Annotated in this window: 26 protein-coding genes; 15 read left to right on the forward strand and 11 right to left on the reverse strand. The window is 73.0% G+C overall.

The annotated features are described in order from the left end of the window. The first annotated feature begins 47 nt into the window (after nt 1–47). The 9 genes from LPA42_RS11480 (at nt 48) to LPA42_RS11520 (ending at nt 6,049) form a co-directional block, all read left to right on the forward strand. A complete protein-coding gene (locus tag LPA42_RS11480) occupies nt 48–587 on the forward strand; it encodes a MarR family winged helix-turn-helix transcriptional regulator (RefSeq protein ID WP_228986543.1) in 540 nt (179 codons plus the stop codon). 89 nt (nt 588–676) lie between these two features. After that, nucleotides 677–1,441, forward strand: a complete 765-nt coding sequence (locus LPA42_RS11485; RefSeq protein WP_077938389.1) for a peptidase E — start codon at nt 677–679, stop codon at nt 1,439–1,441. A 57-nt stretch (nt 1,442–1,498) separates the two neighbouring features. Next, nucleotides 1,499–2,584, forward strand: a complete 1,086-nt coding sequence (gene ychF / locus LPA42_RS11490; protein WP_043965744.1) for a redox-regulated ATPase YchF — start codon at nt 1,499–1,501, stop codon at nt 2,582–2,584. A gap of 72 nt (nt 2,585–2,656) precedes the next feature. Further along, entirely contained in the window at nt 2,657–2,896 is a 240-nt protein-coding gene (locus tag LPA42_RS11495) for a hypothetical protein (RefSeq protein ID WP_077938390.1), read from the forward strand. After that, nucleotides 2,893–3,288 carry a PIN domain-containing protein gene (locus LPA42_RS11500; protein ID WP_077938391.1) on the forward strand — a complete coding sequence of 132 codons (396 nt, stop codon included), beginning with the start codon at nt 2,893–2,895 and terminating at the stop codon, nt 3,286–3,288. The genes LPA42_RS11495 and LPA42_RS11500 overlap by 4 nt, the downstream gene beginning before the upstream one ends. Nucleotides 3,289–3,438: 150 nt before the next feature. Continuing rightward, the gene (locus LPA42_RS11505; RefSeq protein ID WP_077938392.1) at nt 3,439–3,966 is read left to right on the forward strand and encodes a dihydrofolate reductase family protein; all 528 of its coding nucleotides are present in this window, start codon (nt 3,439–3,441) and stop codon (nt 3,964–3,966) included. Nucleotides 3,967–4,019: 53 nt separating this feature from the next. Then, on the forward strand, nt 4,020–4,646 hold the full coding sequence (locus LPA42_RS11510; protein ID WP_043965748.1) for a histidine phosphatase family protein: 627 nt from the start codon (nt 4,020–4,022) through the stop codon (nt 4,644–4,646). A gap of 38 nt (nt 4,647–4,684) precedes the next feature. After that, on the forward strand, nt 4,685–5,020 hold the full coding sequence (locus tag LPA42_RS11515) for a glyoxalase superfamily protein (protein ID WP_043965750.1): 336 nt from the start codon (nt 4,685–4,687) through the stop codon (nt 5,018–5,020). A 135-nt stretch (nt 5,021–5,155) separates the two neighbouring features. After that, complete coding sequence (locus tag LPA42_RS11520; RefSeq protein WP_077938393.1) at nt 5,156–6,049, forward strand: S9 family peptidase; 894 nt, start codon at nt 5,156–5,158, stop codon at nt 6,047–6,049. A 10-nt stretch (nt 6,050–6,059) separates the two neighbouring features. Here the strand turns inward: LPA42_RS11520 and LPA42_RS11525 are convergent, their stop codons facing one another. Then, complete coding sequence (locus tag LPA42_RS11525) at nt 6,060–6,785, reverse strand: vancomycin high temperature exclusion protein (protein WP_096761669.1); 726 nt, start codon at nt 6,783–6,785, stop codon at nt 6,060–6,062. A gap of 94 nt (nt 6,786–6,879) precedes the next feature. Here LPA42_RS11525 and LPA42_RS11530 point away from each other — a divergent pair, with 94 nt between their 5' ends. Both LPA42_RS11530 and LPA42_RS11535 read left to right on the forward strand, forming a co-directional pair. Next, entirely contained in the window at nt 6,880–7,209 is a 330-nt protein-coding gene (locus LPA42_RS11530; protein ID WP_077938395.1) for a DivIVA domain-containing protein, read from the forward strand. Continuing rightward, nucleotides 7,209–7,466: a hypothetical protein gene (locus tag LPA42_RS11535; protein WP_091277103.1), complete on the forward strand. Its 258-nt coding sequence runs from the start codon at nt 7,209–7,211 to the stop codon at nt 7,464–7,466. The genes LPA42_RS11530 and LPA42_RS11535 overlap by 1 nt, the downstream gene beginning before the upstream one ends. 140 nt (nt 7,467–7,606) lie before the next feature. On the opposite strand, the gene LPA42_RS11540 is transcribed toward LPA42_RS11535, so the two are convergent. The 4 genes from LPA42_RS11540 to LPA42_RS11555 all read right to left on the reverse strand — a co-directional run bounded on the left by LPA42_RS11540 (nt 7,607) and on the right by LPA42_RS11555 (nt 9,477). Then, on the reverse strand, nt 7,607–7,819 hold the full coding sequence (locus LPA42_RS11540; RefSeq protein WP_141722172.1) for a hypothetical protein: 213 nt from the start codon (nt 7,817–7,819) through the stop codon (nt 7,607–7,609). A gap of 130 nt (nt 7,820–7,949) precedes the next feature. Then, nucleotides 7,950–8,312, reverse strand: coding sequence for a PH domain-containing protein (locus tag LPA42_RS11545; protein ID WP_043965760.1), 363 nt, complete (start codon nt 8,310–8,312; stop codon nt 7,950–7,952). A gap of 27 nt (nt 8,313–8,339) precedes the next feature. Continuing rightward, nucleotides 8,340–9,134 (reverse strand): bifunctional 2-polyprenyl-6-hydroxyphenol methylase/3-demethylubiquinol 3-O-methyltransferase UbiG, encoded by a 795-nt coding sequence (locus LPA42_RS11550; RefSeq protein ID WP_077938397.1) that lies wholly within the window; start codon nt 9,132–9,134, stop codon nt 8,340–8,342. Between the two features lie 34 nt (nt 9,135–9,168). Next, nucleotides 9,169–9,477 (reverse strand): 4a-hydroxytetrahydrobiopterin dehydratase, encoded by a 309-nt coding sequence (locus tag LPA42_RS11555; RefSeq protein WP_043965764.1) that lies wholly within the window; start codon nt 9,475–9,477, stop codon nt 9,169–9,171. A 183-nt stretch (nt 9,478–9,660) separates the two neighbouring features. Between LPA42_RS11555 and LPA42_RS11560 the strand changes: the two genes are divergently transcribed. Beyond that, on the forward strand, nt 9,661–10,101 hold the full coding sequence (locus LPA42_RS11560) for a (deoxy)nucleoside triphosphate pyrophosphohydrolase (protein WP_077938398.1): 441 nt from the start codon (nt 9,661–9,663) through the stop codon (nt 10,099–10,101). Between the two features lie 103 nt (nt 10,102–10,204). On the opposite strand, the gene LPA42_RS11565 is transcribed toward LPA42_RS11560, so the two are convergent. The 6 genes from LPA42_RS11565 to LPA42_RS11590 all read right to left on the reverse strand — a co-directional run bounded on the left by LPA42_RS11565 (nt 10,205) and on the right by LPA42_RS11590 (nt 17,933). Beyond that, nucleotides 10,205–11,269, reverse strand: a complete 1,065-nt coding sequence (locus tag LPA42_RS11565; RefSeq protein WP_077938399.1) for a succinate dehydrogenase/fumarate reductase iron-sulfur subunit — start codon at nt 11,267–11,269, stop codon at nt 10,205–10,207. Then, the gene (locus LPA42_RS11570) at nt 11,269–13,185 is read right to left on the reverse strand and encodes a fumarate reductase/succinate dehydrogenase flavoprotein subunit (protein WP_077938400.1); all 1,917 of its coding nucleotides are present in this window, start codon (nt 13,183–13,185) and stop codon (nt 11,269–11,271) included. The genes LPA42_RS11565 and LPA42_RS11570 overlap by 1 nt, the downstream gene beginning before the upstream one ends. A gap of 10 nt (nt 13,186–13,195) precedes the next feature. Continuing rightward, nucleotides 13,196–14,002: a hypothetical protein gene (locus LPA42_RS11575; RefSeq protein ID WP_077938401.1), complete on the reverse strand. Its 807-nt coding sequence runs from the start codon at nt 14,000–14,002 to the stop codon at nt 13,196–13,198. 286 nt (nt 14,003–14,288) lie between these two features. Beyond that, nucleotides 14,289–15,770, reverse strand: coding sequence for a TldD/PmbA family protein (locus LPA42_RS11580; protein ID WP_077938402.1), 1,482 nt, complete (start codon nt 15,768–15,770; stop codon nt 14,289–14,291). Between the two features lie 67 nt (nt 15,771–15,837). Next, complete coding sequence (locus LPA42_RS11585) at nt 15,838–17,274, reverse strand: TldD/PmbA family protein (RefSeq protein ID WP_074472625.1); 1,437 nt, start codon at nt 17,272–17,274, stop codon at nt 15,838–15,840. A 110-nt stretch (nt 17,275–17,384) separates the two neighbouring features. After that, nucleotides 17,385–17,933, reverse strand: coding sequence for a Uma2 family endonuclease (locus tag LPA42_RS11590; RefSeq protein ID WP_077938403.1), 549 nt, complete (start codon nt 17,931–17,933; stop codon nt 17,385–17,387). 224 nt (nt 17,934–18,157) lie between these two features. On the opposite strand from LPA42_RS11590, the gene LPA42_RS11595 reads away from it, so the two are divergent. The 3 genes from LPA42_RS11595 to LPA42_RS11605 are packed head-to-tail and all read left to right on the forward strand — an operon-like array spanning nt 18,158 to nt 21,275. Then, on the forward strand, nt 18,158–19,213 hold the full coding sequence (locus LPA42_RS11595) for an ABC transporter ATP-binding protein (protein ID WP_096761671.1): 1,056 nt from the start codon (nt 18,158–18,160) through the stop codon (nt 19,211–19,213). After that, entirely contained in the window at nt 19,210–20,277 is a 1,068-nt protein-coding gene (locus LPA42_RS11600; protein WP_077938404.1) for an ABC transporter ATP-binding protein, read from the forward strand. Before LPA42_RS11595 ends, LPA42_RS11600 begins: the two co-directional genes overlap by 4 nt. Continuing rightward, on the forward strand, nt 20,274–21,275 hold the full coding sequence (locus tag LPA42_RS11605) for an ABC transporter permease (RefSeq protein WP_077938405.1): 1,002 nt from the start codon (nt 20,274–20,276) through the stop codon (nt 21,273–21,275). The genes LPA42_RS11600 and LPA42_RS11605 overlap by 4 nt, the downstream gene beginning before the upstream one ends. The last annotated feature ends 5 nt before the right edge of the window (nt 21,276–21,280 follow it).

The raw sequence follows: 21,280 nt of genomic DNA on the forward strand, positions 1-21,280 counted from the left end.
CACCTCCGAGTCAACAGCGCCAGTGCGAGGTGGGGCACAATGCCGGGGTGACCGAGCGGGACGACGTCGACGCCATCGTCGAGCAGTGGCGGCGCGAGCGCGCCGGGATGCGGCCCGAGCCGATGGCCGTCTTCGGCCGGATCTTCCGCCTGGCCCGGCTGGTCGGCGACGAGCAGGAGCGGGCGTACGCGGCCTGGGGCATCAGCCGGGGCGAGTTCGACGTGCTGGCCGCCCTGCGCCGGGCCGGCGCCCCGTACACGCTCGCCCCCAAGGCCCTGGCCGCCGGGCTGATGCTCACCTCGGGCGGGATGACCGGCCGCCTCGACCGCCTGGAGCGCGCCGGCCTCGTCCGCCGCGCCCCCGACCCGGCCGACCGGCGGGGTCTCCAGGTGACCCTCACCGACACCGGCCGGCAGGTGGCCGAGGAGGCCGCCGACGCCGGGCTGGCCACCCAGCGGCGGCTGCTCGACGCCCTGCCGCAGCGGGACCAGGAGCGGCTCGCGGAGCTGCTGCGCGACCTGCTCGCCGCTGCCGCCCCCACAGCCGCCCCGGACGTCACCAACCGTCGCCCCCGCACCCGCCCCTGACCCCACCCGCCCTGACCCCACCCGCCCTGAGGCCGCGCCGCGCGCCCGACGCGCGTCGCGACGGCCCGCCGAGGAGAGGACCGACCGCCGTGCCCGCCAGCGAACCCACCATCGTCGCCACCAGCATGGGCTTCCTCAGCCGCCGGCGCGGGCCCTACGACCTGCGCCCCGGGCCGGTCTTCGAGCTGGCCGCCGAGCTGGCCGAGGCCGGTCCCGCACCCCGGCTGTGCTACCTCGGCCAGGCCGTCGGCGACCGGGACTCCTCGATCGCCGCCGTCCACGCGGCGTTCGCCGGCACCCGGTTCCGCGCGTCGCACCTGGCGCTGTTCCCGATGCCGAACGTCGACGACGTCCGGGCGCACCTGCTCGCCCAGGACGTGCTCTGGGTCGGCGGCGGCAGCGTCGCCAACCTGTGCGCGGTGTGGCGCGTGCACGGCCTCGACGAGATCCTGCACGAGTGCTGGCAGGCCGGGGTGGTGCTGGCCGGGGTCTCCGCCGGCTCGATCTGCTGGCACCTCGGCGGTGCCACCGACAGCTTCGGCCCCCGGCTGCGCGGCTTCACCGACGGCCTGGGCTGGCTGCCGTACGGCAACGGGGTGCACTACGACAGCGAGGAGCAGCGGCGACCCCTGATGCACGCGCTGGTCGCCGACGGCACGCTGCCGACGAGCCACTGCACCGACGACGGCGTCGGGCTCGTCTACCGGGGCACCCGCCTGGTCGAGGCGGTCGCCGACCGGCCGGGCGTCGCCGCGTACGAGGTCGCGCGCGCCGCCGACGGGGAGGTCCGGGAGACCCGGATCGAGCCGCGGCTGCTGCCCGACCGAGGTGAGCCGACCGGAGGCGGCCGGTGACCCGGTGAGGCGAGCTGACGGGAGGCGGCGGGGGTCGGCCGCGTAGACTGGCCGGCCGTGAGCCTCACCATCGGGATCGTCGGCCTGCCCAACGTCGGCAAGAGCACCCTGTTCAACGCGCTGACCAAGAACGACGTGCTCGCGGCGAACTACCCGTTCGCCACGATCGAGCCCAACGTCGGCGTCGTCGGGCTGCCGGACGAGCGGCTGACCAAGCTGGCCGAGATCTTCTCCTCGCAGAAGGTCCTGCCCGCGCCGGTGTCGTTCGTCGACATCGCTGGCCTGGTCCGGGGCGCGTCGAAGGGGCAGGGCCGGGGCAACGCGTTCCTCGCGAACATCCGGGACGCGTCGGCGATCTGCCAGGTGGTGCGGGCCTTCTCCGACCCCAACGTGGTGCACGTCGACGGCAAGGTCTCCCCGGCCGACGACATCGAGACGATCAACACCGAGCTGATCCTGGCCGACCTCCAGACCCTGGAGAAGGCGCTGCCCCGGCTGGAGAAGGAGGCCAAGCTCCGCAAGGACCGGGCCGCCGCCGTGACCGCCGCGAAGCAGGCCGTCGAGGTCCTCGACGGCGGCACCACCCTGTACGCCGGTGCCGCCGCCGCGAAGATCGACCTGGAGCACCTGCGCGAGCTGCACCTGCTCACCACCAAGCCGTTCCTCTACGTCTTCAACGTCGACGAGGCCGAGCTGGCCAACGCCGAGTTCCTCGACGAGCTGCGCGCCCTGGTCGCGCCGGCCGAGGCGGTCTTCATGGACGCCAAGATCGAGTCCGAGCTGGTGGACCTGCCCGAGGAGGAGGCCCGCGAGCTGCTGGAGTCCATCGGGCAGTCCGAGCCGGGGCTCGACCAGCTCGTCCGGGTCGGCTTCCGCACGCTCGGGCTCCAGACGTACCTCACGGCCGGGCCCAAGGAGGCGCGGGCCTGGACGGTCCCGGTCGGCGCGACCGCCCCGGAGGCCGCGGGGGTCATCCACTCCGACTTCCAGCGCGGCTTCATCAAGGCCGAGGTGGTCTCCTACGACGACCTGGTCGCGGCCGGCTCGATGGCGGCGGCGAAGGCGGCGGGCAAGGTCCGCATCGAGGGCAAGGAGTACGTCATGCAGGACGGCGACGTCGTGGAGTTCCGCTTCAACGTCTGAGGCCGGTCAGGTCATGCGAGCGGCTCGGATCGGTTCCGCTCAGCGGTGGTAACACCGTGGTATGGTCGGTGAATGGCGAGGACGAAGAAGGTCACCATCACGCTGCCGGCAGAGCTGCTGGAGAGCATGAAGACCCACACCGACAACGTCTCCGGCTACCTCACCGAGCTGGCCGAGCGGGCCGAGCGGCGCCGACTTCTCCGGGAGGAGTTGGACCGTTACCAAGGCGAGCTCGGGGCGTTCACTGACGAGGAGATGGCCGAGGCTCGGGCGCTGTTGCACGGGACCGAGGAGATCGGGCGTGCGGCGTGAGCCTTGAGTCGCTGGTGCTCGACTCGCAGGGCTTCTCAAGGTGGATCGACCAGGATCGAAAGGTAATGCGCCTGTTCGAGCAGGCGGAGCGTGATGGGGTCGACCTCGCCATGTCGGCGGCCACGATCATCGAGGTCTCCCACTCCGGTCTGGACATCGCGCGGCTGAACTGGTTGCTGTCCCGAATCCGAGTGGAGGCGGTGACGAAGGAGAGTGCCCGTCGCAGTGCCGGGCTGCTGAAGGCGGCAGGGCTACATGGGCACAAGTACGCCATCGACGCCATGGTCGCCGAGGTGGCGCTACGGCTACCCGCACCGGTGGCGGTCCTGACCTCCGATGTCGACGACATGGTCAAGCTGTGCGGGCGGCGGGTGCGGACCATAGCGCTGTAGGTGGGGTTCTCCGACGGTCGCGACGGTGCGTCAAGCTGTTGATCGGCGACGCAACCCGGTGAAGTGCCGCTTCAACGTCTGAGGCCGCCCGCTGACGGGTTCGCCGGCCGGCGACGGTCCACCCGGCCGACCACCGACGAACGGAGCACCATGGCCAAGCTGCTGTACTCGGCGACGGCGTCGCTCGACGGCTACATCGCCGGCCCCGGCGGCGACATGTCCTGGCTGACCGAGCACCTGACCGGCGAGAACCCGACGGCGGAGCGCCTGCTGGCCGGGGTCGGCGCGATCCTCGCGGGAAACGGCACCTTCGGCGGCGGCGACCCCAACCGGGGCACCGACAAGGAGGGCGCGTTCGGCGGGCAGTACCACGGCCCGGTGTTCGTTCTCACCCACCGGCCGCCGGCCGAGCCGCACCCGGGGATCACGTTCGTCGGCGACCTGCCCGGCGCCGTCGCGCAGGCCAGGGAGGCCGCCGGCGACAAGTACGTCAACGTCCTCGGCGCGGACGTCGCCCGGCAGTGCGTCCGGGCCGGGTTGCTCGACGAGGTCCTGATCTTCTTCGCTCCGGTGCTGCTCGGCGCCGGGGTGCGCATCTTCGACGACCCGGGCGGGCCTGCCGTTCGACTGACGCCGATTCCCGGCGAGACGGCCCACTGGTACCGCGTCACGTACTGAACGTTGCCGCTGCTTGATCGACAGGGTGCCCCGGGGCAGGACATGATGTCCTGATGCGAACTCGGCTCCTCTTCGTCCGGCACGGCGAGTCGGTGCACAAGGTCGAGGATGTCGTGGGCGGCCCCGGTGGCTGCCGGGGACTGACCGACTCTGGCCATCAGCAGGCGCGCCGGCTGGCCGACCGACTGCGCGACGAACTCGCCGTCGCCGGTCCGGTGGCGGTCTACTCGTCGGTGCTGCGCCGGACGGTGGAGACCGCGTGGCCCATCGCCGAGGCGCTGGGCGTCAGCCCGGTGCCCGACTGCGGGCTCTGCGCCTGGCACACCCCGCCGTACGCCGACGGGCTGCCCACCGCCCAGTTCCAGACCGAACACGCCGTGGAGGGCGGCGGGGTGTTCCGGCCGTTCGAGGAGGGCAACGAGAGCTGGGCCGAGCTGGTCGTCCGCGTCAGCCGCGCGATCATGGACATCGCGCACCGGCACTGGGGTGGCACGGCCGTGCTGGTCGGGCACACCGAGACGGTCGAGGCGTCCTTCCACGCGCTCGCCGCCCAGCCGCTGTTCCGGGCGTTCGACATGGAGGTGGCGCCGGCCTCGATCACCGAGTGGACCACCGACGGCGATCCCACCGGCTGGCCGCCGCCCCGCTGGACCCTGCGGCGCTTCAGCGACGTCTCCTGAGCCCTCGGGGTGTCGGTCCTGACGTGCACACTGTGCGGATGACGGAACGACTGGCACCCGTGCTGCGGGTCGCGGACGCGGAGGCCACCGCCGGCTGGTATGCCCGGCTCGGCTTCCGCAAGCAGTGGGAGCACCGGTTCGCGCCGGAGCTGCCGAGATACGTGAGCATCGCGCGGGGCGGCATCGAGGTGCACCTGTCGGAGCACGCGGGGGACGCCCGGCCGGGCACCTCGCTCTACCTGTACGTCGACGACGTCGACGCGGTCGCGGCGGCCTGCGGCGGCGTCGAGGTCGCGGAGCGGGACTGGGGCCGCGAGTTCCAGCTCACCGACCCCGACGGCAACCGCATCCGGGTCGGCACCGTCCCCGCCTGATCCGGCCCGCATTCCTGGACGGTTGTCGTCACCAGCCGACTGTCATCAGCCGACGCCAACCGTTCAAGGTCGGGAAACGCCGGGGTGCCGGGGGCGGGGCAGCGCGGGCCGGACCGGCGTGATGGGGTGTCGCGTGTGGAGTTGAGCGTCGACGCCGCCGGCACTCGGTTGCCGGCCACGCTGAGCCTGCCGACCGGCCCGGTGCGGGGCGGGCTGGTCGTGCTGCACGCCGCCGAGGCGGGGCAGCGGTCGCACTTCTGCTACGAACACCTGGCCCGGCTGCTGCCCGGCGCGGGGGTCGCGGTGCTGCGCTTCGACCGCCGGCCCCGCGTCGACGGCCACGACGTGCCCCTGGCCGACCAGGCCGCCGACGCGATCGCGGCGGTCGACGTGCTGCGCCGCCACGTCGGCGACGTGCCGGTCGGGCTGTGGGGGCTGAGCCAGGGCGCCTGGGCCGCCCCGCTGGCCGCCGGGCTCCGGCCCGACCTGGTCGCCTTCCTCGTGCTCGTCTCCGGCAGCGGGGTCAGCCCCGCCGTCCAGATGCGCTACGGCACCGCCGAGCAGCTGCGCCGCAACGGGTACGGCGACGACGACCTGGCCGAGCTGGGCCGGGTGCGGGCCGCGACGGAGGCGTACCTGCGGGGCGACCTCGACCGCGCGAGGGCGCAGGCGGCCGTGGACGCTGTCGCCGCCCGCCCCTGGTTTCCGCTGGTCTACCTGCCGCGCGCGCTGCCCGACCAGCCGGGCACCTGGCGCGACATGGACTTCGACCCGGTCCCGGTGTTCTCCCGGGTGGGCTGCCCCGTGCTGCTGTTCTACGGTACGACCGACGCGTGGATCCCCATCGACGACAGCGTCGCCGCCTGGCGGCGCGCCACCGCCGGGGCGGCCGATCCGCCCACCGTCTGCCGGCTGGACGGCTGCGACCACTACCCGACCCTCGGCGAGGGCACGAGCCTCGACAGCATCAGCCCGCAGTACACGGCCGCCCTGCTGAGCTGGCTGGACGCCCGGCTGCCCGCCGGCTAGCGAGTCCGGCTCAGGCGCTGCGCAGGGCGTCGTCGACGCCGGTCTCGCGGCGGCCGAGGTGCGCGGGGTCGCGGCCGGAGAGCAGGTCGACGGCGGCCTTCACGCAGGCCCCGTACTCCCGGGTGGAGCTGATCTGCCACGTCCTGGCGTACGCGCGGGCGGTCTCGTCGCCCACCCCGCTGGCGTCGACGCCGAGCCGCCGGCACACCGCCACGGCGCGGGGCAGGTGGAAGGACTGCGTCACCACCGTGGCCCGCTCCACCCCGAAGATCCGCTTCGCGCGGGCGCACGAGTCGTACGTGTCGAAGCCCGCGTGGTCCAGCACGATCTTCTCGGCCGGCACCCCGTTGTCGAGCAGCCAGCGCCGCATCGCGGTCGGCTCGTCGTAGTCGGCGTTCATGTTGTCGCCGGAGACCAGGACGGCGCGGACCTTCCCGGCGACGAACAGCCGCCGGGCGATCTCCAGTCGGGCGGTGAGGAACGGCGACGGCGTCCCGTCCGGGTGCACCTTCGTGCCGAGCACCAGCGCGACGGGGGCCTCCGGGACGTCCGCCTCGGCGAAGACGTGCCCCTGCGCGCCGTCGCGGATCCACGTCACGCTGGCCACGGTGCCGCCCGTCAGCAGCGCCACCCCGACGACGCCCGCGACGGCGGCGCGGCGCAGCCAACGCCAGCGCCGGCGCGTGCCGCCGGCCGTTCGCAGCCTGCCGATCATGGTGGACAGTCGACGCCGCATACCGCCGAGTATTCCTGATCAACTCAACTTTGATCGACCTCATGTCGCCGACATGGCGGCATCAACCGGCCCCCGACCGGACCATGTCCCCGACATGGTGTGGATCAAGGGCAGTCAGGCCGGGCGGGTCAGCTCGACCTCGTCGCCGGGCGGGACCTGCACGCCGCCGTCCGGGCCGCGCCCCTCGACGTACGTGTCGATGCAGCCCTGGCAGGTGCGCACGCAGCGGTTCCGGGCGGCCCGGTTCGGGCGACGCGGCCTGGACCCGGGGGAGGTGCGGGCGTTCCTGGACCGGCTGGCCACCGAGCTGACCGCCCAGCACGAGGCGCTGCGGGCGGCCCGGCTGGAGGCGGCGCGGCTCGGCGGCGAGGTGCGCCGCCTGCGGGCCGAGCGCGCCCGCCGACCCAACGCGGGCCGACGCTGATGGCGGCCCGGGGGCGGTACGTCATCCACCTGCCTGTGCTCGCCGTCGACCTGGCCGGAGCGGTGCGTCTCGCCCGGGTGGTGGCCCGCTGGGCTGGCGTGCTCTCCTGCGCCGACCCGGGGGAGACCACGGTGTCGGCGGAGGACGAGCAGGGCGTACGGCATCGGGTCTTCTGCGACCTGCGGCTGCCCGGCGGCCGGCGCTGCCTGCTCCGCGCCGACCACGACGGCCCCTGCGCCCGCCGTCCCACCCGCTGATGTCGCCACCCCCGCAGATCATGGAAGATTTCGGCCCCTCCAGGGACCCTTTCCTTCCAAGATCCGCGCCTGGCGGCCCGCGGGCGCCGGAGGCGGGCGGGGGACGGTGCGGGGGCGGAGGGGCAGGCGGGGTGCGGGGGTCAGGGGGAGCCCTGCGACTGGCCGTTGCGCCACACGTCGCCCTGGCGGCCGTGCCGCTCGGCGGCGTAGCGCTGCTGGGTGCCGGCCGCCTCGCGGGCCGCCGCCGAGTCCTCCGGCGACGACTGCCGCCGCCGGTCGCGCCAGGCGACCACCAGGAACGCGCCCACGATCAGCGCCAGGGTCGAGCCGAGGACAATCACCAGCGTCGTCATGTCCTCACGGTAGGCCACCGGGTCGAGCCCGGGGCAGGGGTCGGAGTCGGGCAGATCCTGGTGAGTTCCGGCCCCTCCGGGGGGCGGTTCCGCACCAAGATCGCCGCGCCCCGCTCCGCCTCAGGCCCGGTCAGGAGATGTAGTGCAGGATCACGTTGTGCACGTGGTGGCTCTTCTGCGCGCCCCGGAACTCGACCTCGTACGTGTGCGTGCCGACGTGGATGGCGATCGAGCCGGTGGAGAAGAACTCCCCGCCCCACGACTTGTTGCTCACCACGCTCACGCTGGTGATCTTCGAGTACGGGATGCTGGTGATCGCGTACCGCTTGCCGACGAAGGAGCGGTCCTGGATGATCACCCGCCGGTCGGTGAGGCCGATGAACCCGGTGCCGGTGCCGACGGCGTCGTAGACGGCGATGATCTGCTCACCCGTGAGCAGGCCGCTCTGGATCTGCTGGAACTGCTCCTTGCGGTCGTATGTCGCATTCGCCATGACCCCACGGTAAGCGGACGTGCCAAGTCAGCCCGGGGCCGAGAGCCTGCGGGCCACCACGACCAGCTCCCCGTCACCCGCGCCGACCGGTTGCCGGGCCCAGCCGCCGTACACCCGCTCGACGGCGAAGCCGGCGGCCTCCACGGACGCGCGCAGCTCCGCCTCGCCCCGGAAGCGCAGCCTCGACGAGCTGCGCCGCGCGTCGCCACCGGGGAACGCGTAGTGGTGGGTGAAGTCGACGACCCCGGCGTGCACGGCGGTGACCTCCGTCCAGGCCCGCACCTCGCGGCCGTCGGGCAGGCGGACGACCCGCCGCGAGTCGACCGGGTTCCAGCGTTTCCAGGCCCGGGCCGCCGGGTCGCGGGAGTCGAAGGCCAGCCGGCCGCCGGGCCCGAGCGCCCGCGCCAGGTCGGCGAGGGTACGCGCCCACTCGTCGTCGGTCACGAAGACCTGCGCCACGTGGCTGGTCAGGACGGCCACGTCGAACGCCGCGCGGGGCAGCGAGGCGGAGGTGCCCTCGACCCAGGTGACCCGGTCCGCGCCGGGTCGGCGGCGGGCCGCCGCGAGGGCCGGGCCGGCCGGGTCGACGCCGGTGACGGGGTGCCCGGCGGCGGCCAGGGCGACGGTGAGGCGGCCGGTGCCGCAGCCGAGGTCGCGCACGCGCGCGGGAGGCGTGCCGGCCGACGCCGGATCGGTCACCGGGGAACCGGTCATCAGGGACGCGGTCACCAGGGAGAGGAAGAAGTCGTCGTCGGGCCCCCACGGGCACTCGGCGTCGTAGACGGGCACGAGCTGCGGGTCGCGGAACTCCCCGTCGCGCACGGCAGCCGGACCAGGAGTCGGCGGGGAAGGTGGATCAGGAGCCGGTGACGGTGCGGTACGCGTCCTCGATGCGGGCGGCCAGCAGGACCTCGCCCTCGCTCAGCGGCGCGCCGTCGCCGTGCCCGACCCGGATCTGCGTCCGGTCGTCGCGGCGGCTGATCTCGGGGCGCAGGTGCAGGGCGTCGGCGACCACCTTGACCCGTTCGGTCAGCGCGGCGTGCTGGGTGTCGTCGATCACCAGCGTGCGCCGGATCTGCTCGCCCTCGCGGGTCCACCCGGTCAGCAGGGTGAGTGCGTCGCTCAGGTAGTCGTGCTTCGCCCGGCTCCTGAACAGCACCCGCATCACCGCACCTCCCAGGCGTCGTTGCCGGCTTGTGGCCAAATCGTCGCCGTCCCGTGTCTAAGTCGGTAACCCCAGTCTGTCGTCCGACCGAGGGTGTGTCCACGCCCACACTTCCCACTTCTACTGGCCTAGCGGACGGCCACGGTACCCAAACCGCCGATTGATCTGGCACGCTGGGAGCCCGTGCGGACCGAACGGGCTAACGAAAGCGGACAGACCGAGCGACGGGATCCGAAGGTGGTCGTCGGCGCGGCGATCATCGCGGACGGGCGGGTGCTCGCCTGCGCCCGGTCGGCCCCGCCCGAGGTGGCCGGCATGTGGGAGTTCCCCGGCGGCAAGGTCGAGCCGGGCGAGAGCGAGACCGCCGCGCTGGTCCGCGAGTGCGCCGAGGAGCTGGCCGTACGCGTGGAGGTCGGCGACCGGGTCGGCCGCAACGTGCGGATGGCCCACGGCCGTTCGGTGCTGAAGGTGTACGCGGCCCGCCTGCTGCACGGCGACCGGCCGAAGGCCCTGGAGCACTCGGCGCTGCGTTGGCTCTCCGCGGCCGAGCTGGACACCGTGACCTGGCTGCCCGCCGACGCCCCCATCGTCGCCGCCCTGCGCCCCCTGCTCGCCGCCGACTGAGCCGCCGCCCGAGTCGCCGACTGGACCGCAGGCGCAGCAGCCCGCGGAAACGCCGACGGGGGCCGGCGGCCTGTGCCGCCAACCCCCGCCGTCGCTGTCGTCGTCAGTGCTTGTCCTGCTCCGGGTGGGCGAAGTTGAGGTGCTCCGGAGGCAGCGGGAACTGCACGTCGTCGCCGAACGGCGACGGCGCGGCGGCCCGGTCGAAGGTGAGCTCCGTCAGCGGCAGCTTGCCGTTGTCGTCCACGGCCGGGGCCGTCGGCTTCGGCACCTCGCGGTGCCAGTTGACGCCGGCCTGGGCCTGAGCCTCGGCGGCCGGGTCGTGGGAGCCACCCGCGTGCGAGTGGACCCCGCCGGCGGCGGCGTGGGAGTGCACGGCGCCGCTGTGCGAGGCGCTGGTCACGCTGGTCTGAGGCACCTGACCCCTCCGGAAGATCTTGCTACCGAGCCATACCAGGGGATCGTACCTGCGGTCGACCACGCGCTCCTTCATGGGGATGATCGCGTTGTCAGTGATCTTGATGTGCTCGGGGCAGACCTCGGTGCAGCACTTGGTGATGTTGCAGAAGCCGAGGCCCTGCTCCGCCTGCGCGTACTCCTTGCGGTCGGTCTTCGCGTCGAGCGGGTGCATGTCCAGCTCGGCGGCCCGGATGAAGAACCGGGGACCCGAGAACGCCTGCTTGTTCTCCTCGTGGTCGCGGACCACGTGGCAGACGTTCTGGCACAGGAAGCACTCGATGCACTTGCGGAACTCCTGCGAGCGCTCGACGTCGACCTGCTGCATCCGGTACTCGCCCGGGGCCACCCCGGCCGGCGGCGCGAACGCCGGGGTCTCCCGCGCCTTCTCGTAGTTGAACGAGACGTCGGTGACCAGGTCCCGGATGATCGGGAACGTGCGCAGCGGCGTGACCGTGACGGTCTCCGCCTCCTCGAAGGTCGACATCCGGGTCATGCAGCCCAGCTTGGGCATCCCGTTGATCTCCATCGAGCAGGAGCCGCACTTGCCGGCCTTGCAGTTCCACCGGCAGGCCAGGTCCGGCGCGTCGGTGGCCTGCAGCCGGTGGATGACGTCGAGGACCACCTCGCCCTCGTTGACCTCGACCTGGTAGTCCTGCAGGTCGCCGCCGCTCTCGTCGCCCCGCCAGATCCTGAAGTGACGCTTGGTTCCCATTACTTGCCCGCCTCCTCAGCGAGGGCGTCGAAGTCCGCGAGCTCCTCGTCGGTCAGGTACTTGGCCAGTTCGGCCCGGTCGAACAGGCCGACCAGCTCGGCGCGCATCTTCGGCAGCGGCTTGTGGGTCAGCCGCACCGTGTCGCCGTCCAGGGCGCAGACCAGGTTGACCCGGCGCCACTTCGGGTCCATCGCCGGGAAGTCCTCCCGGGTGTGGCCGCCGCGCGACTCCTGCCGCTCCAGCGCCGCCTTCGCGGTGCACTCCGACACCACCAGCATGTTGCGCAGGTCCAGCGCGAGGTGCCAGCCCGGGTTGTAGCGCCGCCCACCGGCCGCGCTGACCTTCGCCACCCGCTCGCGCAGCTCGGCCAGCCTGACCAGCGCGTCGGCCAGCTCGCCCTCCCGGCGGATGATCCCGACCAGATCCCCCATGACCGCCTGGAGGTCCTGCTGGAGGTGGTACGGGTTCTCCCCGGTGTCGCGCTGCAACGGCGCGAGCGCCGTCTCCACGGCGGCCTCGACCGCGCCGATCGACACCTTCGGGCGCGAGGTCAACTGATCGGCGTACGACGCCGCGTGACCGCCCGCCCGCTTGCCGAAGACCAGCAGGTCCGACAGCGAGTTGCCGCCGAGTCGGTTGGAGCCGTGCATGCCGCCCGACACCTCACCGGCGGCGAACAGCCCGCGCACCGTGCCGTACGCCGCGCCCGAGTCCGGGTCCACCTCGACGCCGCCCATCACGTAGTGACAGGTCGGCCCGACCTCCATCGGCTCCTTGGTGATGTCGACGTCGGCCAGCTCCTTGAACTGGTGGTACATCGACGGCAGGCGCCGGCGGATCTCCTCGGCCGGCAGCCGGGACGCGATGTCGAGGTAGACGCCGCCGGCCGGCGTGCCCCGGCCGGCCTTGACCTCGCTGTTGATCGCGCGGGCCACCTCGTCGCGGGGCAGCAGCTCCGGCGGACGCCGGTTGTTGTCCGGGTCCTTGTACCAGCGGTCCGCCTCGGCCTCGTTGTCCGCGTACTGCTTGCGGAACACGTCCGGGACGTAGTCGAACATGAACCGCTTGCCGTCGGAGTTCTTCAGGATGCCGCCGTCGCCGCGCACCGACTCGGTGACCAGGATGCCCTTCACCGAGGGCGGCCACACCATGCCGGTCGGGTGGAACTGGAGGAACTCCATGTTGATCAGCGTCGCCCCGGCGCGCAGGGCCAGCGCGTGCCCGTCGCCCGTGTACTCCCAGGAGTTCGACGTGACCTTGTACGACCGGCCGACGCCGCCGGTGGCCAGCACCACGGCCGGGGCCTCGAACAGGATGAACTCGCCGGACTCCCGGTAGTAGCCGAACGCCCCGGCGACCTTCTCGCCGTCGAGCAGCAGCTCGGTGATCGTCGTCTCGGCGAACACCTTGATCCGGGCGTCGTACGAGCCGAACTCGGCCTTGTCCTCCTGCTGCAGGGAGACGATCTTCTGCTGGAGGGTGCGGATCAGCTCCAGGCCCGTCCGGTCGCCGACGTGCGCCAGCCGGGGGTACTCGTGGCCACCGAAGTTGCGCTGCGAGATCTTCCCGTCCTTGGTGCGGTCGAACAGCGCACCGTACGTCTCCAGCTCCCAGATGCGCTGCGGCGACTCCTTCGCGTGCAGCTCGGCCATCCGGAAGTTGTTGAGGAACTTGCCGCCGCGCATGGTGTCGCGGAAGTGCACCTGCCAGTTGTCCCGGCTGTTCACGTTGCCCATGGCGGCGGCCGCGCCGCCCTCGGCCATCACGGTGTGCGCCTTGCCGAACAGCGACTTCGAGATGATCGCCGTCTTCTTGCCCGCGAGCCGGGCCTCGATCGCCGCGCGCAGGCCGGCGCCGCCGGCCCCGATCACGACGACGTCGTAGTGGTGTCGTTCGATGCGATTCGTGGTCGTCATGTCAGGCCCTCTAGTTGATGAACCGCAGGTCGTTGAACCAGTTGGCCGAGACCGCCATGACGTAGAAGTCGGTCAGCGCCAGGGTGCCGAGGGTGATCCAGGCGAGCTGCATGTGCCGGACGTTCAGCCAGGACACGCCGGTCCAGGCCTTGTATCGCACCGGGTGCTTGGAGAAGTGCTTGAGCCGCCCGCCGATGATGTGCCGGCAGGAGTGGCAGGAGATCGTGTACGCCCACAGCATGACCACGTTGACCAGCAGGACGATGTTGCCCAGCCCGAAGCCGAAGCCCTCCGGCGAGTGGAAGGCCAGCACCGCGTCCCAGGTGTTGATCAGCGAGATGATCGCGGCGGCGTAGAAGAAGTAGCGGTGCAGGTTCTGGCCCAGCAGCGGGAACCGGGTCTCGCCCGAGTAGCTGTCGTGCTTGTCCGGCACGGCGCAGGCCGGCGGCGACAGCCAGAACGACCGGTAGTACGCCTTGCGGTAGTAGTAGCAGGTGAGCCGGAACAGCAGCAGGAACGGCAGCGTCAGCGCCGCGTCCGGGATGATCCACCAACCGGGCAGGAAACGGCCGAAGTGGGCGGCCCCCTCGACGCACCGCTCGGTGACGCAGGGGGAGTAGAACGGGGTCAGGTAGTGGTATTCGTCGACCCAGTAGAAGTCGTGCATGAAGACCCGGACCGTCGCGTACGCCACCCAGGCGCTGAGCCCGATGACGGTGATCAGCGGAGCGAACCACCACCGGTCCGTCCGCAACGTCTTCGCCGCTATGGCGGCGCGCGCTCGCGCTCCCCGCGGCCTCGTTGCCGTTGAAGTCATTCGGTCGTCTCCCTGACGGGGCCCTCACGGGCGGCAGTTGTTCCGGTCGGCACGCGGACCGGCGACCCCGTACCCGCTGCCACCTCACCGCGCACACCAACGACCACACCGGCCGTACCGGCGCAGCTAGTTGACACACGTTACGCCGATCTCCGTGGGCCGTCCGCGCAAGGGAGTGTCCCGTGTGTCCGGCCTGCGGAAAAGTCTCCGCAACACGATCGATGTCGGATGTTAAGAACCTCACTCTCCGGCCGCCGCCAGAACCGGCGAGGATCATCCGCCCGGGTCAGCCGGATGCGCCCCCGGTGAAGTTCCAGGCCGCCAGGCGCAGCGCCGGCGCGTCCCACCAGACGCCGTCGACGCGGTCCGGCTGCCGGACCGCCCGGCGGCCGATCCCGAGCACGGCCCCCGGCCCCAGCGCCCGGGGGTAGGACTCGGTGAACCGGAAGTTCTGCACCGCCCGCACCGGCACCCCGCCCTCCACGAGCCAGACCCCGTTGCGGGTCAACCCCGTGATCACCAGGCTCTTCGTGTCCAGCACCCGGGTGTACCACAGGTCGCTGACCAGCAGGCCGCGTTCCATCCCGGCGACCAGGTCGGCCGTGGAGTCGTCGACCAGCGGCCCCGCCGGTGCGGGCGACCCGTGCTGAGCCCCGTCGCCGTGCCCTGCCCCGGCGGCGTGCTGAGCCCGGTAGCCGCCGGCCGGCGCGTGCGCCGGAGCACCGGCGTCGCCCGCCGGGGCGGGGCCCGACAGCCGCAGGTTGACCGGCATCGGGCCGAAGGTGGCCGCGTCCGGCGATGCGTGCCCGGTGGAACCCACCCCGGCCGCCGCGCCGCTGCGCCGGTCGTGCGCCACCGCGACGGTGGTGCCGGCGTCGACAAGCGTCAGGGCCCGCCGGCCCGTGCCCTCCACGTCGAACGGCAGCCCCGACCCGGCGAGCGGGTCGTCGACCAGCGTGACCGCCGGGTCGAACTGGGCCACGCCCGGCTCGGCGAAGGACTGCCGCTCGGCGTGCCGCTTGCCGTTGAAGCCCCACAGGGCGAAGTTGTGCAGCAGATCGGCGACGGCGGCCGGCTCCAGCACCACCTCGTAGCGGCCCGGAGGCAGCTCGACCGGGTCCACGGCCGCCCGTGCCTTCGCGGCGGCCCGGGCCCCCAGCGCCGCCCCGTCGAGGTCGGCCAGCCGGTCGACGTGCAGCCGGGCCACCCCGTCCGCGCCGCCGGTGCGGGCGATGCCGTCCATCGCGGCCTCGGCGGCGACGCCCTGCGCCGAGTGCCCGGTGGAGTTGGCGAACGCCGCCGCCCGGTAGCCGGTGCGGCAGTAGCCGGCGGCCTCCAGCCCACCCACGGCGTCGACGAACGCGCGCACCCGCTCGGCCCGCTCGCCCGGCTCGGCGAAGGCCGTGGCCTCGTCCCAGGCCGGGGCGGCGGGCACCGGCGAGCGCGGGGTCAGCCCCGGCCAGGCCGGATCCGGCGGGCAGAGGCGGGCCGCCGCGAGGGCCCGCTCGACCAGGGCGGCCAGCCCGTCCGGGGTGACCACGCTGCCGCCGCCGGCCGCCGTGCGCCCCTCGGCGTGCACGCGCAGCCGCACGGAGACGCCCGACTCGGCGACGTTCTGGTGCACGAAGGAGTTGGCGAACCGGGTCAGCGCCAGGTCGGCGCGGGTGACCACCACCTCCGCCTCGGCCCGCGGCCCGGCCAGCCGGCGGACCAGGTCGACCACCTGGTCGGCGAGCCCCAGCACCTCACCCGAAGCGTCCAGCCTCATGCGACCACCTCGCTGCGCTCGGCGGCCGCATGAGACCTCACCGCACTGAGCCTGATGATTCGCTCGCTCATGCGCGCACCCCCACTCGGACGTTGCGGAACCGGGCCGGCGCGGCCGGGTGACCCGTGTGGCCGACCTGGCCGGGCTGGCCCTTGCCGCAGTTGGGCGTGCCCCAGGCCACGGTCTCGGCGGAGAGCATGTCCATCGAGCGCCAGAACAGCGGGCCGATGCCCGTGTAGGTCGGGTTGCGCAGCATCCGCCCTCGCCGGCCCCGCTTCACCTCCCAGCCGATCTCGCAGCCGAACTGGAAGTTGAGCCGCTTGTCGTCGATCGACCAGGAGCGGTTGATGTCCATCAGCACCCCGTCGTCGGTGGCGGCGACGATTTCGTCGAGGGTGTGCGGGCCGGGCTCCAGCCCGACGTTCGTCATCCGCACCATCGGCAGCCGGGCCCAGCCGTCGGCGCGTACGCTGCCGCCGTAGTCCAGGCCGGCGACGGCGGCCGAGTCGCGGCCGGCGAGCACCCCCACCCACCGGCCCTCGCGCACCGCGTCCCGCCGCACCGCCGGGGAGCCCTCGTCGTCGAAGCCGAAGCTGCCCAGCGCGCCGGGGATGGTCGGGTCGATGGTGACGTTCATCAGCTCGGAGCCGTAGCGCAGCGAGCCGAGCTGCGCCAGGTCCAGCCAGGAGGTGCCGGCGAACGCGGCCTCCCAGCCGAGGATGCGGTCCAGCTCGATGGCGTGCCCGACGGACTCGTGGATCTGCAGCGCGAGCTGCTCGCCGCCGAGGATCAGGTCGGTCTCGCCCGCCGGGCACTCGGGCGCGGTGAGCAGCGCGCGGCTCTCCTCGGCGACCCGGGCGGCGTGCGCGGCCAGGTCGAGCCGGGTGACCAGCTCCCAGCCGGTCGTGCCGTACTGGCCGCGGTAGCTCGGATAGGACCGGCGCTGGGTCTCGCCGTCGCCGATCGAGGTGGCCGAGATGCCGCCGCCGCACTCGCGGATGCGCTGGTCGATGCGGTGCCCCTCGCTGGAGACGAACCACTTCGTGGTGTCCCACACCTGGTAGAGGCCCTCGGCCAGGTCGGCGCCGTGCTCCCGCATGGTCGCGGTCGCGCCGACCAGCAGGTCGCCCTTGTCGGACAGGGCCACCCCGAGCGGGTCCACCTCGCACGCCGAGGACCAGCTCGCGACGACCGGCTCGGCCGGCACCAGGTCGACCGGTGGGCCGGGGACCCGGGCGCTCGCGGCGGCGATCAGCGCGGCCCGCCGACCGGCGTCGCGGGCGGCGGCGTCCGACAGCTCCGGTACGGCGTGGAAGCCCCAGCCCGACCCGACCAGCGCCCGGACGCCCAGCCCGAGGCTCTCGTCCTGGGTCAGCTCCTCGACGTCGCCGTTGCGGGCCGACATCGACTCGTAGCGGCGGTGCATCACCCGGGCGTCGGCGTACCGCGCGCCCGCGTCCAGGGCGGCCTGCACGGCGGCGGACGCCGCATCGAATCCGGTCACGACGACGCCCCGCTGCGCTGCGCGCCGCCCGGGGACACCGGGCCAGATGGATGGTTCGCTCGCTGGCGCTCGCTCATGCGCCCGACCCTAGGGGACGGGGCCGACATCCGTCAGGGGACGAGATCCTCGGGTCGGATCTTCGCCCGGACGGGCTCGACCAACTCCAGCACCTCGCCCACGGTGGCGACCGACTGCTCGATGTAGTGCCCGCCCTGCCGGCGGTAGAGGTGCAGCGTCCCGCTCTGCTGCTCGATCAGCAGGTACCACGGGATGCCGGCGGCGGCGTAGTAGTGCATTTTGAGCACCTTGTCGGTGGCCGCGTTGCTCGGCGAGATGATCTCGCAGACCAGCCGCACGTCGCTCGCCTCGATGTTGGGCTCGTCGAAGTCGATCTCACCGGTGATCACGAGGTCGGGGATGGGGATGCGACCGGGCTTCAACCGGACGTTCACGGCTTCCAGGACGCGTAGCCCGGCGTCGCGGGCCGGCGTCCGTAAGGCGGCGCGTAGCTCGCCGGAGATGTTCTGGTGCCGTGGGGTGGGGGCTGGGGTCGCGTGGAGGCTCCCGTCGAAGAGTTCGACCCGTTGCGACGTCTCGCCGAGGGCGAGGTACTCCTCCTCGGTCCACGGTCCGTCGTGGTCGAACACCGCCGCGGTCATGGTCACCCCACCTCGATCGATCGGGCACGGATCCTCTCCCGGCCACCCCCATCATGGTCGCACCCGACGTGCGACCTGTGCGGCTTCGCCGGTCTCGCGATCAGGGGTGTCGGAGGCAGTTGCCGAGTCGTTACGCTCAGCACCGCTGACAGCCCTCGATCTGTAGCTTATTTTCAGCCTCAGTGATCTGTTGTAGTTTCTCTTCGTCACTGGGGGAGGTGGTCGTGGGCGAGCCAGCACCGGCGTCCGACCCGTACCTGCGGGTCGACGACCTGCGGGTGCGCTTCGACACCGCCGACGGCACCGTCCGCGCGGTCGACGGGGTCTCCTTCGCCGTCGAGCGGGGCCGCACCCTCGCCGTCGTCGGCGAGTCCGGCTCCGGCAAGAGCGTCACCTCGCTGGCGATCCTCGGCCTGCACGACCCGAGACGCACCACCGTCACCGGCGGGATCTCCGTCGGCGGCCGGCAGCTCGTCGGCCTGCCCGAGGAGGACGTCCGCCGGCTGCGCGGCCGGGACGTCGCGATGATCTTCCAGGACCCGCTGTCGGCGCTGCACCCCTACTACACGGTGGGCCGGCAGATCGCCGAGGCGTACCGGGTGCACCACCCGCGGGCCGGGCGGCGGGAGGCCCGGCGGCGGGCCGTCGACATGCTCGGCCGGGTCGGCATCCCCCAGCCGGCGAGGCGCTACGACCAGTACCCGCACGAGTTCTCCGGCGGCATGCGGCAGCGGGCGATGATCGCCATGGCCCTGGTCAACGATCCGGCCCTGCTGATCGCCGACGAGCCGACCACCGCCCTCGACGTCACCGTGCAGGCGCAGATCCTCGACCTGCTCGCCGACCTCCAGGCCGAGTTCCGCTCGGCGATCATCCTGATCACCCACGACCTCGGCGTGGTCGGCCAGGTCGCCGACGAGGTGCTGGTCATGTACGCCGGCCGGGCCGTCGAGCACGGCAGCGCCGAGCAGGTGCTGCGCCGGCCCCGGCACCCGTACACCTGGGGTCTGCTCTCCAGCGTGCCGTCGCTGCACGGCGACGCCGACGCGGACCTGGTGCCCATCCCCGGCAACCCACCCAGCCTGATCGACCTGCCGCCCGGCTGCGCCTTCCACCCCCGCTGCCGGTACGCCGACCGCACCGGCGGCCGCTCGCACGCCGAGGTCCCGGCGCTGGCCCCGGCCGGCGAGCCCGGCCACCTGGCGGCCTGCCACCTGCCGGCCGACGAGCGCGCCCGGCTGCACGCCGAGGGCGTCGTGCGGACGGGGGCGGCCCGATGAGCGAGCCACTGCTGCGGGTCAGCGGGCTGACCAAGCACTTCCCGGTGCGCACCGGGTTCCGCGCCACCGGCCTGGTGCGGGCCGTCGACGGCCTCGACTTCGCGGTGCGCCCCGCCGAGACGCTGGGCCTGGTCGGGGAGTCCGGCTGCGGCAAGAGCACCACCGGCCGGATGCTGGTGCGGCTGCTGGAGCCGACCGCCGGGCGCATCGAGTTCGCCGGCCGCGACATCACCCACGCCGGGCGGCGGGAGCTGCGCCCGCTGCGCCAGGACCTCCAGATCATCTTCCAGGACCCGTACGCGTCGCTGAACCCCCGACACACCGTGGGCCGGATCGTGGCCATGCCGCTGCAGGTCAACGGGATCGACCCGCCCGGCGGGGTGCGCCGCCGGGTGCAGGAGCTGCTGGAGCTGGTCGGGCTCAACCCCGAGCACTACAACCGCTACCCGCACGAGTTCTCCGGCGGGCAGCGCCAGCGCGTCGGCATCGCCCGGGCCCTCGCGCTGCGGCCGAAGCTGATCATCGCCGACGAGCCCGTCTCCGCCCTCGACGTGTCGATCCAGGCGCAGGTCGTCAACCTGCTGCGCGACCTGCAACGCGACCTCGGCCTGGCGTTCGTGTTCATCGCCCACGACCTCGCGGTGGTGCGGCACTTCTGCCAGCGGGTCGCCGTCATGTACCTGGGGCGGATCGTGGAGATCGGCGACCGGGCGGACATCTACGAGCGGCCCCGGCACCCGTACACCCGGGCCCTGCTGTCGGCGATCCCGGACGCGACGCGGCTCGGCCCCGGCGGGCGGATCCGGCTCACCGGCGACGTGCCGACACCGCTGAACCCGCCGTCGGGCTGCCGGTTCCGCACCCGCTGCCCCAAGGCCCGCGACATCTGCGCCACCGAGGAGCCCGCCCTGGTTCCCCGCGACGGCAGCGGGCAGTCGGTCGCCTGCCACTTCCCGGAGCCGGACGGGGCCGGCGACTTCCCTGGGCACGACGGGGCCGGCGACTTCCCGGAGCCGGACGGGCGCGACGCGGCCGGCGCGAGCGGTGCGGAGGTGACGGCGTGAGCCTGTCCCCGGTCGAGGGCGTGGCCCTCGCGGAGATCGAATCCACCGGCGACGGCCCCGGGGGCTCCCGCGTCGTCGGCCGCTCGCCCGGCCAGCTCGCCTGGGCCCGGCTGCGCCGGGACCGCACGGCGCTGGTCAGCGCCGCCATGCTGGTCTTCTTCCTGCTCGTCGCGCTGGCCGTGCCGCTGATCGAGGCGTTGTACGGCATCGGCCCCCGCGAGCAGTTCCAGAGCCGGCTCGACGGCTTCGGCATGCCGCTGGGCTATGCCGGCGGCGTCACCGGGGAACACTGGTTCGGGCTGGAGCCGGGCCTGGGGCGGGACATCTTCATCCGGATGGTGCACGGGCTGCGCACGTCGCTGTTCATCGCGATCGCCGCCGCCGTGATCACCGCCGCGATCGGCGTCGTGCTCGGCACCCTCGCCGGCTACCTCGGCGGCTGGCTCGACGCGGTGGTCAACTGGATCACCGACCTGACCCTGGCCATGCCGTTCCTGATCATCGCGCTGGCGCTGACCCCGACGATCGCGCTGCGCTTCTACGGCCAGCGCGAGGAGGTGCCGCCCGCGTTCCAGATCGGCGTGCTGATCGCCATCTTCGCCCTGTTCGGCTGGACCAGCACCGCCCGGCTGGTGCGCGGGCAGGTCATCGCGCTGCGCGAGCGGGAGTTCGTGGAGGCCGCCCGGGCCAGCGGCGCCGGGCTGGGGCACATGCTGTTCCGCCAGCTCCTGCCGAACCTCTGGGCACCGATCCTGGTGTCGTTCTCGCTGGCCGTGCCGTCGTACATCACCAGCGAGGCGGCGCTGTCGTTCATCGGGGTCGGGCTCACCGACGCCACGCCGAGCTTCGGCCGGATGATCTACCGCAGCCTCGACTACCTCCAGACCGACCCCGCGTACGTCTTCTTCCCCGGCGTCACGATCTTCGCGCTGGTCTTCGCCTTCAACCTCTTCGGGGACGCGCTGCGCGACGCGCTCGACCCGAAGTCGTCCCGGTAGGAGGG

The sequence above is a fragment of the Micromonospora sp. DH13 genome (assembly GCF_020873825.1).
In the GTDB taxonomy this organism is placed as follows: domain Bacteria; phylum Actinomycetota; class Actinomycetes; order Mycobacteriales; family Micromonosporaceae; genus Micromonospora; species Micromonospora haikouensis.